Source organism: Shewanella marisflavi, from assembly GCF_002215585.1.
Taxonomy (GTDB): domain Bacteria; phylum Pseudomonadota; class Gammaproteobacteria; order Enterobacterales; family Shewanellaceae; genus Shewanella; species Shewanella marisflavi.
In genome coordinates this window covers 2,129,171-2,142,715 of sequence record NZ_CP022272.1, presented here as the reverse complement: position 1 = coordinate 2,142,715, position 13,545 = coordinate 2,129,171, and the positions used below count along the sequence as shown (strand labels likewise).

The window sequence follows — 13,545 nt, the reverse complement described above, 5'->3', positions numbered from 1 at the left end:
TTTAACATAAGCCTAATTGTGAAATTCGAGAGAGATTATGACAGATAATATTAAAAGTCGTCGTTCGGCTAGTCCCGGATGCGCCATTCATTGTCATGACTGCAGCATGGGCACTTTATGTATCCCTTTCACGTTGAATAATAACGAGCTAGATCAACTTGATGAGATCATAGAACGTAAGAAGCCAATACAAAAAGGCGAGCAGATTTTTAAGTCTGGAGACTCACTGAAATCTCTCTATGCGATCCGTTCTGGCACCATAAAAAGTTATACCATCACAGAGCAAGGTGACGAGCAGATCACGGGCTTCCATCTGGCCGGTGACGTGATAGGTTTTGACGGTATCCATTCACAGACCCACCAAAGTTTTGCCCAAGCATTAGAAACTTCAATGGTGTGTGAAATTCCTTTCGATACCTTAGATGAGCTCTCAGGTACCATGCCAAAACTCAGACAGCAAATTATGCGTCTGATGAGTAATGAGATCCAAAGCGATCAAGAGATGATCTTATTACTGAGTAAGAAAAATGCCGAAGAGCGATTAGCCGCTTTCATCAGCAACCTTGCCAATCGTTTCGGTAGCAGGGGCTTCTCTCCTAAAGAGTTCCGTCTCACCATGACGCGTGGAGACATAGGTAATTATCTTGGTTTAACCGTAGAGACCATCAGCCGCCTATTAGGCCGTTTTCAAAAAGCAGAATTGATTGAGGTAAAAGGGAAGTACATTACCATAGTCGATTTTGACTCACTCAATAAGTTAGCTGGCAACAATAAGATAGGCCGCTGATTTAGTCGATTTTGAGGGCAAATTTGATCTAAAACAAAGCAATTTGCCCTATATCGACCATTATTTAAGTACCACATCAGATAAAGGAAAAATCTATGAAGGACTATAATAAAATCCTTGTTGTAGTGGATCCAACAAGCGATAAGCAATCTGCCCTCGCCAGAGCTGTCGAACTCGCCTCTAAAAACCAAGCGTCTATTACCGTATTTCTCTCCATTTTTGATTTTTCCTACGAGATGACTTCGATTCTTTCGGGCCATGAACGTGAAGCGATGCGTCAAGGTGTCATTGCGCAGCGCCGTGCTTGGCTAGATGATATTCTCGTCAATTACAAAGAGAGCGGTGTGACGATAGACAGCGAAGTGATCTGGCATAACCGCCCCTTTGAAAGCATCATCTTACACGCTATTGCAGGCGGTTATGACCTTATCGTTAAGGGCACTCATGAACATGATAAACTCAAGTCGGTGATCTTTACGCCAACAGACTGGCATTTAATGCGTAAAGCGCCTGTCCCAGTCCTTTTAGTGAAAGAACATGACTGGCCAGTCGCGGGTAAAATTTTATGCGCGATCAACGTGGCATCTGAAGATGACGATCACCAAACCCTAAATGGCAAGATTATCGAACATGCGATAGATCTGGCGAAGAAGTTTGACGCTCAAGTTCACCTTGTCAACGGTTATCCTGGTACACCTGTAAACCTAGCAATTGAACTTCCCGATTTTGACGCCCATACCTATAGCGAAACTATTCGCATGCAGCACGAGCAACGTGTTTGCTATCTCGCCAACAATTACGGCATCTCCAGCGATTTTTGTCATATCAAAGAGGGCTTGCCTGAAGATGTGATCCCTGAACTTGCCGAGCAACTTGATGCTGAATTGGTCATTTTGGGTACTGTCGGTCGCACCGGTTTTTCAGCTGCCCTTATCGGCAATACCGCAGAGCATGTGATAGACAGCATCAACTGCGATCTGTTAGCCATCAAACCAGATGGTTATAAGTCGCCACTCGAAGAGGATTGATCCTCCGGGCTATCTTTCTTTAGCCCTGATGTTTACGCTATACTACGCGCCCAGAATTTTACGATACTAGGCGCGTTTTTTATTATGTCTGAAGAAACCCTCTCGAAAAAGCAGTTAACTCGGCTCAACAAACTTCAAAAGCGCTTGCGCCGCGAAGTCGGCATTGCCATTGCCGATTACAACATGATTGAGGAGGGAGATACCGTCATGTGCTGTCTTTCCGGCGGAAAGGACAGCTACGCCATGCTGGATATCTTGATAAATCTTCAGCTTAGAGCGCCAATCAAGTTTAATCTCGTGGCAGTCAACCTGGATCAAAAGCAACCCGGCTTTCCCGAAGATATTTTACCGGCCTACCTAGACAGTCTGAAAGTGCCTTATCATATTCTGGAAAAGGATACCTATTCTATCGTCAAGGATAAGATCCCAGAGGGCAAAACCACCTGTTCATTATGCAGTCGTTTGCGTCGCGGTACCCTCTATGGTTTCGCACAGAAAATAGGCGCCACTAAGATAGCACTTGGTCATCATAGAGACGATATTATTGAAACCATGTTCCTCAACATGTTTTATGCAGGAAAGCTCAAGGCGATGCCGCCTAAGCTACTGTCAGACGATGGTGCCAATGTGGTGATCCGTCCCCTCGCCTACAGCCGTGAAAAGGATATTGCCGAATATGCAGAGCTAAAGGCATTTCCTATCATTCCATGTAACCTGTGCGGTTCACAGGAAAACCTTAAGCGCGCCGCTGTCAAAGAGATGCTTAAGAGTTGGGACAAACAGTTCCCCGGCCGTATCGAGACTATCTTTACTGCCATGCAAAACACCAGCCCATCCCAAGGTGTGGATAGAGACCAGTTCGATTTTGTCTCTCTAAAGCAAGATCCCAACGCGCCGATGAAAGGTGATGTAGCAGAATCTGATCTCCCTGCGTTTGACTTCCTGGATCTGGCCAACAGCGGTCATATCGATTTGGATGCAGCAAAACGCAGCAGCGACGCCTTAAAAATTGACGTAGTCAGCACCTATGTTCCCTAGCAGTTGCTAAATGTAAAAAGCCCTCGTTATGAGGGCTTTTTACAATACACTGACTATTCAAAAACAGGGATCACTCAGTGACCCAAGGGCTGATCACCTTAGGCACTTCGCTAAACGAGAGGCTCTCAAGTGATGCTATTGCATCGCTGGATAAACGATAATTTCCGTTTACCGTCTCTACCTTATCATCTAGCGTCACCTTGGCTTCGCCTGCAAATTCAATACTTAGCCCTGCAATATCATTGGCGAAATATTTCATTGGAAATCCCTGCATCTGCTTAAGCAGCTCATTCATCTGGGTAGCCAACTCATTCAACGCTGGTTGTGAATAGTGTTCGCCAGGCGATTTAGCCCTTATCTGCATCGCTACGCCACATCGGGTAACGTCATTTTTCATCTGTAGATTGATCAAGGCACGCTCTGACTTTAATGTCTCATCAAAGGGAATATAGAGGCGTTGATCTGCCGAGATGGTCAAAGGATAATGACGCTTCTCGGTGGTGATAGACCCCTGCTCTATCAAGCAACCGTTCGCTTTAGGTACCGAAAATGCGATATCAATTAGCGAATAATTCCCCTTATTCATCTGCTTCATTCTTTGATAGAAGCCCTGGTACTCTAACGAAATGGGCGTTGCCTGAACAACACTGGTTGCCAATACCAAGCAACTAAACAGCAGGCCTTTCTTCATGATTTTCCACCAAAAATTGATTATTATGACGTAACATGTCAAGCAGCTCTTCGATATAGGCTTCCTGACGCTCAGAATAGTTCATTAACCCATAAACCAACTTCTCTGCGCTAACGGGTTGATTTTGAGCGCGTAGATCGGCTCGAATGGATCTTAATAACGAATAAGCCGCGTTGGAATTAAGATTACGCATATACGATCCAACAGAATCTTCGACACTCTTAAACACCGCTACTTCATGACGAAGCCCTTCACTACGCGATTGTGGCACCAATCCACAGCCCTTCTTAAAGCACCACTGACCGAAAAAGTTCATGCCCTCTCTAGCAAAGCGACTACTCCCCCATCCTGTCTCGTTAGCCGCCTGGATCAACACCAGATCTTCGGGAAGGGTATCGACACGCTTTAACAGCTCATCCAGGGTGTTGAGAGTGGCGCTGCGCATCGAATATTGATACTTACTAGCCAACTGAAGAATACGATAATCTTCCGCCTCAGACAGTGGCTGACTGTTCTGTAGGTGCTGTCTGGATTGCAGTAAAAATTTGCGTTCGTCACTAATGACCGCATTATGATGACGAATGGCGGGTCGTAGAAAATCGAAAAAGGCCTGTTTTTTTTGCGACACATCGCTGATCGCCTGAAAATCGGGTATAGCACTATACTGACTCCGATTCTTCTGTATTGTGCCGGGTTCCTGAGAGTCATCCTGTTTTCCCTCAATCAGAAACAACTTCACTGCTAAAACAGCGAGTGCCACAATACCTAGAGATAATATCAACTTATTGATGTGACCTGTTCTCAAATTCTTCTCTCTCGACAAATACTCTTGGTCGGCATTATATGTTATCTACGGCATGAACAAAACCGCTATACCCATGGAGGGATTGGGTTATAATGCTGAGAGATAGAATGGGGATTCAGGAAGGAACAACCCAAATGCGCGATAGTGCTATCAACCAATTTCATAATGTAGTCGCCATAGGTGGCGGCCATGGACTGGGCCGAGTTTTATCATCACTCTCTTTTCTTGGCCCTAAACTCACCGGCATAGTAGCGACTACAGATAATGGTGGTTCAACGGGACGTTTACGTGAACAACAAGAATGTATAGCTTGGGGCGATCTGCGTAATTGCCTGTCACAACTTGCTAGCCGTCCGTCACTGGGCTCACAGCTGTTTGAATACCGCTTTGGTGGCAGTAGTGAACTGGCCAATCATAACTTGGGAAATCTGGTGCTAATGGCACTTGACGATCTCTGTGTGCGTCCCTTAGATGCCGTTAATCTTATCCGTGGCCTACTCAATATCGAGACCAAGGTTATTCCAATGTCAGAGCAACCCACACACCTAGTGGCGATTCAGTCTTCTGGAACACGGATATTCGGTGAAGTTGAAGTCGACCAAAGCGGTGAAGCGCCCATAGCACTTTCACTCGAACCTATGGTGGATGCGACTCCGGAAGCCTGCGAGGCAGTCAAACATGCCGATCTGATCATCCTGGGACCAGGCAGTTTTCTCACCAGTATAATGCCACCTCTACTACTTCCTAGACTGAGCCGGGCTCTGCATGCCTCCAACGCCAAAGTTATTCTTATCGACAATCTCACCCAAGAACCGTCTGCAGCAGCAAACTTTAGCTTAGAGCAGCGCCTTACTTGGTTTAAGCAAGTGTTAGGCAATAAATCAGTGGACCATGTGCTTTGTCACGGCGATAAGTACCTCAGCAAGGGCATTACTACCTATTATCCGCTGCGCAGTCGGCACCATCAGGCACTCCACGACAGGCAAGCTCTGGCTGATGCCCTATCACTGATAGTCGAACCAGAGCGACTCGGCGCACTGGCATAAAATACCGCCCTAAATGCCAAGGTATAGGAATAGCAGTACTTAGGCATAGAAAAGCCACAATCTCATTTTGTGGCTTTTCTATTAATACAGTTGTTTAAACTAGAGCACTTTAGCTATCGCACTGCAAATGGTATCCATATTGGTCCTTGTCATACCTGCAACACTTATGCGGCCAGAACCAACGATATAAACACCAAACTCCTCTTTAAGACGTGCAACCTGATCTTTGTTTAGGCCAGAGAAGCTAAACATGCCGTTTTGCGATGAGATGAAGCTAAAGTCTTGCTGAACACCTTGTTTAGCCAAGGTTTCAACGAAAAGCACACGCATCTCGGCGATACGTTCGCGCATTTGGGTTAGCTCTTCCTCCCATAACTGGCGTAACTCTGCATCGCCAAGAATTGTCGCGACAATCAAGGCACCATGGGCAGGTGGGTTTGAATAGCTACTGCGTATCGTACTCTTAATCTGGCTGAAGGCGCGCTTAGCCATCTCTTCATCTTGGCCAACCAAGGTTACTGCGCCTATACGCTCGTTATAGAGACCAAAGTTTTTCGAAAATGAGTTAGCAACCAAGAGTTCAGGTACCTTACTCGCGACAAGTCGCAGGCCCTGAGCGTCCTCTTCCACCCCTGCACCAAATCCTTGATAGGCAAAATCAAATAAAGGCACTAACCCCTTATCAACACATAGCTGGGCGATCACTTCCCATTGACTGATATTAAGGTCAATCCCTGTTGGGTTATGACAACATCCATGCAATAACAGCAAATCACCGCTACTGGCCTGCTCAAGGCTAGTGAGCATGGCATCAAAATCGATGTCATGACGCTCGGCATCATAGTAGCCATATTGCTTTACCGTGAGCCCTGCAGATTGGAAAATATTGTTGTGGTTTGCCCACGTCGGATTACTGACCCAGATGGTACGAGCTGAGGTGTTTCTAACCACAAATTCAGCGGCGACACGCAGCGAACCTGTTCCGCCGGGCGCCTGGGCAGTAACCGCTCTTTTATGAAGCAAGACTTGATGATCACTACCAAATAAGAGCCCCTGTACAGCCAGGTTATAGGCGCCAACACCATCGATACCAAGATAACTTTTACTGGTTTCTGTTTCGAGTAGCTTCTGCTCCGCTAATTTTACGGATTTTAATATCGGGGTTTGGCCTGATTCATCTTTATAAATACCAACACCTAAATTAACCTTATCTGCGCGAGGATCGGCCTTAAAAGCATCTGTAAGACCAAGAATGGGATCTGCGGGAGCCAGTACTACCTGGTTAAATATCATGATGGTGTTCCTAAACGTAATCATATGAAGGGTTCCGGCTAGTTATACCATTGTCTTAAGCCCCTTCATAGCGGATATTTTTCAATATCAACATTTTTCTTAACGCCTATGGATTAACATAATATTTATAGCTAAATGCCCTATTAGTTTAGTGAATTATTAGAATACTTGCCGATTTATAATACAATCGATAATATGAGATCGCCGTCACATCACAATGTAAACTCGCGAATTAATAAGGTGAAATCTATAAGGTGCGGTGAGTGAAACATTAAGAATCGAACATATTTTGGATACAAAAAAGCCCCACTATGTGAGGCTTTTTTGTCATCAATTGATGGTACCCGAGGCCAGACTTGAACTGGCACGCTGTTACCAGCGAGGGATTTTAAATCCCTTGTGTCTACCGATTCCACCACTCGGGCATAGTGTGTTTTACCGTTAGTTAACGTTAAAACTAAAGGTGGAGGCGCGACCCGGAGTCGAACCGAGATCGACGGATTTGCAATCCGCAGCATAGCCATTCTGCCATCGCGCCTTATTTGAAGCGATTTGCGGTAAGTCCGCAAATTTGGAGCGACATATCGGGTTCGAACCGATGACCTATACCTTGGCAAGGTATCGCTCTACCAACTGAGCTAATGTCGCAACTGAAACGCTTTAGACAATCAAGTGATTACTAGTGTACTTTCCCCTGACTGCGGAAAGGAATTCTACCGATTTAACAAAAAGAGTCAACGCAAATTTAAGAGATTAATGGCCTTTGTCGCATCGTTTGCTGCAATAATCACCTGAGTGTTTTTTTGTTAAGCAGATTCATTATGTTATTGATAAAAAAATACCCTGGGCTAAGCCAGGGTATTTCTATAAGCACTTAAATTTAAGCGGCTGGCAGAGACTGATAGTTAAGTCCTAACATCTTCTGCATTACGCCAACGACCTGGCAGCTATAGCCAAATTCGTTGTCATACCAAACATAAAGAATAGCGCGATTACCATCAGCAATAGTCGCTTGAGAATCAACGACACCCGCATAACGAGAGCCAACAAGGTCTGAAGAAACAATTTCAGTCGACTCGGTAAAATCAACCTGGTTTTGAAGTTCAGAGCTTAACGCGACATTGCGTAGGTATTCGTTGATATCGTCTTTGCTGGTTTCGCCATTAAGGTTAAGGCTAATGATCGCCATAGAAACGTTTGGCGTCGGTACGCGAATCGCATTACCGGTTAACTTACCCGCCAATACAGGAAGCGCTTTAGCCACGGCTTTAGCGGCACCAGTTTCTGTGATCACCATGTTGAGCGGTGCGCTACGACCACGACGGTCAGCCTTATGATAGTTATCAATCAGGTTCTGATCGTTGGTGTAAGAGTGGATGGTTTCTACGTGACCATTGACGATTCCGTATTTATCGTTAATCGCCTTAAGCACTGGAGTGATTGCGTTAGTCGTGCAGCTTGCGGCCGAAACGATAGTATCTTCATCCAAAATATCGTTTTCGTTAACACCGTAAACGATATTCTTAATCGCACCTTTAGCCGGAGCAGTTAGCAGTACCTTAGTAGCACCCTTAGATTTCAGGTGTAAACCTAGGCCATCTTCATCTTTCCAGATACCAGTGTTATCAACCACCAACGCATCATTAATATCATAACGGGTATAATCGACTTCATCTGGCGAGTTAGCATAGATGACCTGAATATAGGTGCCGTTTGCGATGATTGCGTTGTTCTCTTCGTCGACCTCAACTGAACCATTAAATGGACCATGTACTGAATCACGACGCAGCAGGCTGGCACGCTTTTCAAGATCGCCCTTACGACCACCGCGCAACACGATAGCGCGTAGACGCAGTTTGTTGCTAACACCTGTTCTTTCGATCAGCAGGCGCGCGAGTAGACGTCCGATACGACCAAAACCATATAGTACGACATCGCGAGCTTCTTGGTTGTCTTCATGGTCAATTGCAGACGCTAGCTCGTGGCTCATGTAAGCTTCGATTTGGCTAGCATCTTTGTGCTCACGCCAGTAATTAACCGCTAATTTACCGATATCCACTTTACATTGCTTCACCGCAAGCTTGCTAAGCGCTTCAACGAAAGGAAAACTTTCACGTAATCTGAGTTTGTCACCCACATGACGACGTACTAAACGGTGTGACTTAATGATCTCGATAGTGGAAGCATTAAGAAGTGGCTTACCGTATAGAACGACTTCTACACCTTGGTTACGGTATAACTTACCCAGTAGAGGCTGCATTGCCTCAGCCATTTCAAAACGTTCTTGCCAACTTTGTAGGTGTTTATCAGCGGTCATTTACAGATCCTTTATCTCACTTTCTACTAGATTTATTGTAGAAATGTTTGAGTAACAAAAAGAAAAGACCAATACTCTATTATTATCGGGCGTCAATCCCGTTATTGGTCGGCGCCATTGTAATGAAAAGTCGGCTTACGATCTAGTAAGATATTTTCTCTAACTATGTAATATTATTAGATAAAATCCTATGAGGATATGCGTTTGAGGGAAAATTTTGTAATCATTACACCATTATTGTCGATTTTAGCGATTTTTGGCCTATTTGGCTGCGATAATGGTGTTAATACCGCCACGATTTGTAAAAATAATCCTGAGCTTTGTGATGACCTGCATCGTGATAGCTGGTGCCGATACGAGAAAGCCGACTTAATTCAGAAGCGCTACGCCCTGAAAAACACCCCTTCCCCCACTGGTAAGCAAATATACCAGCACCTAATTAATCTTGAGAACTACAATAAGTGCATAGAATTGGCAGCCGGTGTTCAACATATCTTGCATCCCGAACGCACCAACGACAGGGTGCGAGCCTTTGGTATTAGCGCCCAGAACTTAGCGCAGCTGCGAGAAAGCACTAAAGACGATCCCGATATCTATCTCTCCTATTACCACTGGCTACGTTTAAACGATCAGGCAGCGCTATCGAGAGTCATTAAAGCGCAACAAGCCGGAGCTATTGATGATTTAGACATTCTGGCCAGTCTTGCTTCCTACTATCAAAAGTCCGATCTCAATAAAGCTAAAGCGCTCTATCTACAACTATTAGATCGCACAACACCAGAAGGTTTTAATCCTGACTGGCTGTTAGGGCTAGCCAGCATCTACCACCAGCAAAATGACTTCGAAAAAACCTATCTCTTTTCAAAAGCCAACGTATTGATGACGCGCAATACGGCGTCCGATGCCAAAATGAATGCATTAATTAATGGCGATCAACAAGTGGCCATCTTTTTAGACCAACAAGCGGAAAACCTAGTGGAACATCTGCAAAAGGGTGACTACGCTTCTAGTGATATTCGGGCACAGTTGAACAGCTCGTCTTAATAAGGCAGCTGTTTCCGCCCCGGCAAAATGTTTGCCACTAGTATTTTTTTTACAGAAATAGCCCCTTTTTTTGTAGAAAACCTGATCTTTGTAAAGAAAACAGCAAAATTGTTAAGCTAACTTACCGATAAATCCCGATATTGCTTGACGATAGCTGTCAATTTGGTAATTTTACTACCAGATATTTTTATACATTTACCTGAGGGATATGAGATGACTATCCGCGTAGCAATTAACGGTTATGGCCGTATCGGTAGAAACGTACTTCGCGCGCTTTATGAAAGCGACAAGCAATACCCAATTCAAATCGTTGCCATCAACGACTTGGGTGACGCTTCTATTAATGCACACCTAACCAAGTACGATTCAGTTCATGGTCGTTTCAACGCTAAAGTTGAACATGATGATGAAGCTATCTATGTCAACGAAGACAAAATTCAAACCTTCTCAGAGCGCGACCCGGCAAAACTGCCTTGGGCTGAGCTAAATGTAGATGTGGTGTTTGAATGTACTGGTATATTCACTTCTAAAGAAGCGGTTCAACCTCACCTAAATGCTGGCGCTAAAAAAGTGATTATCTCAGCTCCAGGTAAAAACGTTGATGCGACTGTGGTTTACGGTGTTAACAACGAAGTGATCACCGCTGATATGACTGTGATCTCTAACGCCTCATGTACCACTAACTGTTTGGCCCCTTTCGCTAAGCCGTTAAATGATGCAATTGGTATCGAGTCAGGTCTGATGACCACTATCCACGCTTATACCAATGACCAACGTTTGTCAGACGTTTATCATACTGATCTACGCCGTGCTCGTGCCGCTGCTATGTCTATGATCCCAACCAAGACAGGCGCTGCCGCCGCAGTAGGATTAGTTGTACCAGAGTTGGCCGGTAAGTTTGACGGTATGGCGGTTCGTGTACCAACGGTTAACGTATCATTGGTGGATTTATCCTTCATCGCCGCTCGCGACACCAGCGTAGAAGAGATCAACGCCATCATCGAGAAAGCTGCAAGCGTAGCGCCAATGAGCGAAGTGCTGGCAGTAAACAAAGAACCTTTGGTTTCTATCGACTTTAACCACAATCCATTCTCTTCTAACTTTGACGCTACACAGACTCGTGTAAATGGCCGTCTGGTTAAAGTCATGGCGTGGTACGATAACGAATGGGGCTTCAGTAATCGTATGCTAGACAATGCCGTGGCATTGATGACAGCTAAGTAAAAAGCGACCAACTAAAAAAAGGAGCCTAAGGGCTCCTTTTTTGATCCTACCGCATTATCAAACGATACGTGCCATAGCATCATCTAGGCTGTCGACCGAATGAGTAAGATAGCCTAGCAAAATCTGACGCTCGACGTCAGTGAGTTCAGAAGAAAGTACGTAGCGGTAGAGCTCGAGTAACCTCTGCTTATAAGCTAGTAAATGCTTAGTATTGACGGCAACGGGCATTAAATAGTGCTCAGCTAAGCACGACGTGACGCGCTGGCAATCACTCTTAATTAAACGCTTAATAAAAAAGGCGCGGCTATGAGCTGCGTATAGACGATCTGCCTGTACAGGTTGAATTTGACGCGGCGCAGGGTCGCATCTATTTGTAGCATTGAATTGCATAGTGAACCTCATTGAGCCTGTAAGCTAATTGGATATCACTATTATATGGAGGGTAAACTGAACAACGCCTTACGCAAACAGCCAAAGTCAGTACTATCAAGCAGAACTGTGTAGCTAAGCGGTAAAATCAGCTTAAAAACGTTTAATACGAACCACTTTCATGATTTCGAAATCAAACCCAGCTACCGTTTCTGTCTCGGGATAATAGGTCATATTAACCTTCTGTCCCTGTAAGCTACGATATTTCTTTGTACGCTTAAATTTAAAAGGTGCGTCACAGCCTTCTATGGTTACCGTATGTTGTACCCATTCATCTATTTCTCTTTGGGTATGGGATAAAATTTTTACGCCCTCTGAATGCACCAAGTTCTGATGTTTATCGAGCATCTTATCTACAACATGTTTCATAACGGATAACCTTTAACGATGAGCCTTAGCCTGATGAAAAAAACAACAGTAGAAAATTATAGAACATCTCATCGGCTTTGCGTGTGAACTCGCTATCTTACCAAATTTGCTCCGCTAAAAGTACCTGTCTCTTAACCAGGCATATTGATAATAACCTCTTTGCCCTAAGCGCCTTAGGCGTGCAAAGGGAAAGGTTGGCAAAGGTGTTTGATAAAGTGGTAGCTCAGGTAAAGCTTGTCCCGCAATGCGCTGTGCAAGTCGAAATGCTGCTTGAGCCGAAAACGCGACACCGGCGCCGCAATATCCCAGGCTATAACCATACCCTTTAGCACTAAACACATGAGGCATATCATCCATTGCGGCAGCAATCCAACCCGTCCAGTTATGGGTGATGTCGATATCTGCCAGTGAGGGAAAGCAATCACACATGGCACGCTTTAACCTTTCGCCGTAACGCGGGTCGCTCGCATCTTTACCGCTTATCGCTCCTCTGCCGCCAAACAACAATCGATTATCGTCAAGCAGACGGTAGTAGTATTTGAGCCGACGGGTATCCATAGTGACCTGATGTGTCTTTAGACCTGTTTGCAGCAACTGAGCTTCACTCAAAGGTGCTGTCACTATGATATTGCTTAAAATGGGTAGGTAACGATTATCGATGGCTGAATTAAAGGTTTTCGGCGTATAGGCATTACCGGCACTAATCACTTGTTTAGCAATCAACTCTCCCTTACCTGTTACCAGCCTATGATGAGTCCCCTCTTGAAGCCAAAGTTTGACACAACTCGACTCATACAGGGAGACCCCTAGCGATTGAAGCGCCTGCTTATACCCGAGACAGAGCTTTAACGGATTCACCCCAAAGCCATCTTGTAGTCGTAATGCGCCATACGCCTGATGATTGTCCATATAATCACGTTTGAGTTCCTCTGCACTGAGAAACTGCGCGTCATCACCTAGATGTTCTGCAATAAAATCTGCAGCACCTTTTAACGTCTTATAAGCGGCGCCGTTATGGGCAATTTTAAGATAACCTTTGGGCTGACGATCGCAGGCTATTTTGTGGCTTTCAATAAGCTGCTCTACCCGCTCGACAGCTTGGGAAAATTCTCGATAGATTCCTTTTGTGGTTTCGAGCCCCCATTTTCTGGCCATCTCTCCATACCCCATACGCCCGGAGCCTTTAAGAACGAAACCGGCATTACGGCCACTGGCACCAAAACCTATCTGATTAGCTTCAAGCACAGTAGCCTGAATATTAAATTCTGTAGCGAGATAATAAGCAGTTAATAGCCCGGTATAGCCACCACCGATAATAGCTACATCTGTTTGTTCTCGCCGGGCAAGAGGTGAGAGCAACTTGGGTTTACTTACTCTAGAAGCCCAGTAGGTATCTGGCCAAGGCTGGGCATCGGGATATTGGGAAAGCAATGGATCGTATGACATAGATTTTATTCATCTGGGCAACTTGCCC

13 protein-coding genes and 3 tRNA genes are annotated in these 13,545 nt (G+C 45.0%); 6 read left to right on the top strand and 10 right to left on the bottom strand.

The features are described 5' to 3' along the window. The first annotated feature begins 37 nt into the window (after positions 1-37). The 3 genes from etrA to ttcA all read left to right on the top strand — a co-directional run bounded on the left by etrA (position 38) and on the right by ttcA (position 2,853). Positions 38-787, top strand: a complete 750-nt coding sequence (etrA, locus tag CFF01_RS09385) for an electron transport transcriptional regulator EtrA (RefSeq protein ID WP_033538193.1) — start codon at positions 38-40, stop codon at positions 785-787. 95 nt (positions 788-882) lie between these two features. Then, positions 883-1,815: a universal stress protein UspE gene (gene uspE, locus CFF01_RS09380; RefSeq protein WP_088904618.1), complete on the top strand. Its 933-nt coding sequence runs from the start codon at positions 883-885 to the stop codon at positions 1,813-1,815. An 84-nt stretch (positions 1,816-1,899) separates the two neighbouring features. Further along, positions 1,900-2,853, top strand: coding sequence for a tRNA 2-thiocytidine(32) synthetase TtcA (gene ttcA / locus CFF01_RS09375; RefSeq protein ID WP_088904617.1), 954 nt, complete (start codon positions 1,900-1,902; stop codon positions 2,851-2,853). A 70-nt stretch (positions 2,854-2,923) separates the two neighbouring features. On the opposite strand, the gene CFF01_RS09370 is transcribed toward ttcA, so the two are convergent. Together CFF01_RS09370 and CFF01_RS09365 are read right to left on the bottom strand one after the other, a co-directional pair. Next, on the bottom strand, positions 2,924-3,544 hold the full coding sequence (locus CFF01_RS09370; protein ID WP_088904616.1) for a DUF2987 domain-containing protein: 621 nt from the start codon (positions 3,542-3,544) through the stop codon (positions 2,924-2,926). Then, positions 3,522-4,349 carry a glucosaminidase domain-containing protein gene (locus CFF01_RS09365; RefSeq protein ID WP_198387146.1) on the bottom strand — a complete coding sequence of 276 codons (828 nt, stop codon included), beginning with the start codon at positions 4,347-4,349 and terminating at the stop codon, positions 3,522-3,524. Before CFF01_RS09365 ends, CFF01_RS09370 begins: the two co-directional genes overlap by 23 nt. A 134-nt stretch (positions 4,350-4,483) precedes the next feature. Between CFF01_RS09365 and yvcK the strand changes: the two genes are divergently transcribed. Further along, entirely contained in the window at positions 4,484-5,395 is a 912-nt protein-coding gene (gene yvcK / locus CFF01_RS09360) for a uridine diphosphate-N-acetylglucosamine-binding protein YvcK (RefSeq protein WP_088904614.1), read from the top strand. A 99-nt stretch (positions 5,396-5,494) separates the two neighbouring features. Here the strand turns inward: yvcK and CFF01_RS09355 are convergent, their stop codons facing one another. From CFF01_RS09355 to CFF01_RS09335, 5 genes are all read right to left on the bottom strand, one after another. After that, complete coding sequence (locus CFF01_RS09355; RefSeq protein ID WP_088904613.1) at positions 5,495-6,688, bottom strand: amino acid aminotransferase; 1,194 nt, start codon at positions 6,686-6,688, stop codon at positions 5,495-5,497. 338 nt (positions 6,689-7,026) lie between these two features. Continuing rightward, positions 7,027-7,113 (bottom strand) — tRNA-Leu (locus CFF01_RS09350). A 39-nt stretch (positions 7,114-7,152) separates the two neighbouring features. Next, positions 7,153-7,226, bottom strand: a tRNA-Cys gene (locus CFF01_RS09345). Positions 7,227-7,260: 34 nt separating this feature from the next. Continuing rightward, positions 7,261-7,336 (bottom strand) — tRNA-Gly (locus CFF01_RS09340). 232 nt (positions 7,337-7,568) lie between these two features. Then, entirely contained in the window at positions 7,569-9,005 is a 1,437-nt protein-coding gene (locus tag CFF01_RS09335; RefSeq protein ID WP_088904612.1) for a glyceraldehyde-3-phosphate dehydrogenase, read from the bottom strand. A gap of 198 nt (positions 9,006-9,203) precedes the next feature. On the opposite strand from CFF01_RS09335, the gene CFF01_RS09330 reads away from it, so the two are divergent. Both CFF01_RS09330 and gap read left to right on the top strand, forming a co-directional pair. Then, positions 9,204-10,049 carry a DUF2989 domain-containing protein gene (locus CFF01_RS09330; RefSeq protein ID WP_198387145.1) on the top strand — a complete coding sequence of 282 codons (846 nt, stop codon included), beginning with the start codon at positions 9,204-9,206 and terminating at the stop codon, positions 10,047-10,049. 213 nt (positions 10,050-10,262) lie between these two features. Beyond that, a complete protein-coding gene (gene gap, locus CFF01_RS09325; RefSeq protein ID WP_033538184.1) occupies positions 10,263-11,273 on the top strand; it encodes a type I glyceraldehyde-3-phosphate dehydrogenase in 1,011 nt (336 codons plus the stop codon). 57 nt (positions 11,274-11,330) lie between these two features. Here the strand turns inward: gap and CFF01_RS19135 are convergent, their stop codons facing one another. The 3 genes from CFF01_RS19135 to CFF01_RS09310 all read right to left on the bottom strand — a co-directional run bounded on the left by CFF01_RS19135 (position 11,331) and on the right by CFF01_RS09310 (position 13,517). Continuing rightward, positions 11,331-11,501, bottom strand: a complete 171-nt coding sequence (locus tag CFF01_RS19135; protein WP_157704973.1) for a hypothetical protein — start codon at positions 11,499-11,501, stop codon at positions 11,331-11,333. Between the two features lie 294 nt (positions 11,502-11,795). Beyond that, positions 11,796-12,071: a hypothetical protein gene (locus CFF01_RS09315; RefSeq protein WP_033538183.1), complete on the bottom strand. Its 276-nt coding sequence runs from the start codon at positions 12,069-12,071 to the stop codon at positions 11,796-11,798. A 114-nt stretch (positions 12,072-12,185) separates the two neighbouring features. Continuing rightward, positions 12,186-13,517: an NAD(P)/FAD-dependent oxidoreductase gene (locus CFF01_RS09310; protein ID WP_088904609.1), complete on the bottom strand. Its 1,332-nt coding sequence runs from the start codon at positions 13,515-13,517 to the stop codon at positions 12,186-12,188. Positions 13,518-13,545 lie beyond the last annotated feature (28 nt).

What these genes read in the sequence shown, in the direction of transcription:
- CFF01_RS09330 (WP_198387145.1), top strand. Translation starts at nt 9,204, where the DNA reads ATGCGTTTGAGGGAAAATTTTGTAATCATTACACCATTATTGTCGATT.
- CFF01_RS09315 (WP_033538183.1), bottom strand. Translation starts at nt 12,071, where the DNA reads ATGAAACATGTTGTAGATAAGATGCTCGATAAACATCAGAACTTGGTG.
- etrA (WP_033538193.1), top strand. Translation starts at nt 38, where the DNA reads ATGACAGATAATATTAAAAGTCGTCGTTCGGCTAGTCCCGGATGCGCC.
- gap (WP_033538184.1), top strand. Translation starts at nt 10,263, where the DNA reads ATGACTATCCGCGTAGCAATTAACGGTTATGGCCGTATCGGTAGAAAC.
- CFF01_RS09370 (WP_088904616.1), bottom strand. Translation starts at nt 3,544, where the DNA reads ATGAAGAAAGGCCTGCTGTTTAGTTGCTTGGTATTGGCAACCAGTGTT.
- CFF01_RS09310 (WP_088904609.1), bottom strand. Translation starts at nt 13,517, where the DNA reads ATGTCATACGATCCATTGCTTTCCCAATATCCCGATGCCCAGCCTTGG.
- CFF01_RS09355 (WP_088904613.1), bottom strand. Translation starts at nt 6,688, where the DNA reads ATGATATTTAACCAGGTAGTACTGGCTCCCGCAGATCCCATTCTTGGT.
- CFF01_RS09335 (WP_088904612.1), bottom strand. Translation starts at nt 9,005, where the DNA reads ATGACCGCTGATAAACACCTACAAAGTTGGCAAGAACGTTTTGAAATG.
- CFF01_RS19135 (WP_157704973.1), bottom strand. Translation starts at nt 11,501, where the DNA reads ATGCCCGTTGCCGTCAATACTAAGCATTTACTAGCTTATAAGCAGAGG.
- ttcA (WP_088904617.1), top strand. Translation starts at nt 1,900, where the DNA reads ATGTCTGAAGAAACCCTCTCGAAAAAGCAGTTAACTCGGCTCAACAAA.
- uspE (WP_088904618.1), top strand. Translation starts at nt 883, where the DNA reads ATGAAGGACTATAATAAAATCCTTGTTGTAGTGGATCCAACAAGCGAT.
- yvcK (WP_088904614.1), top strand. Translation starts at nt 4,484, where the DNA reads ATGCGCGATAGTGCTATCAACCAATTTCATAATGTAGTCGCCATAGGT.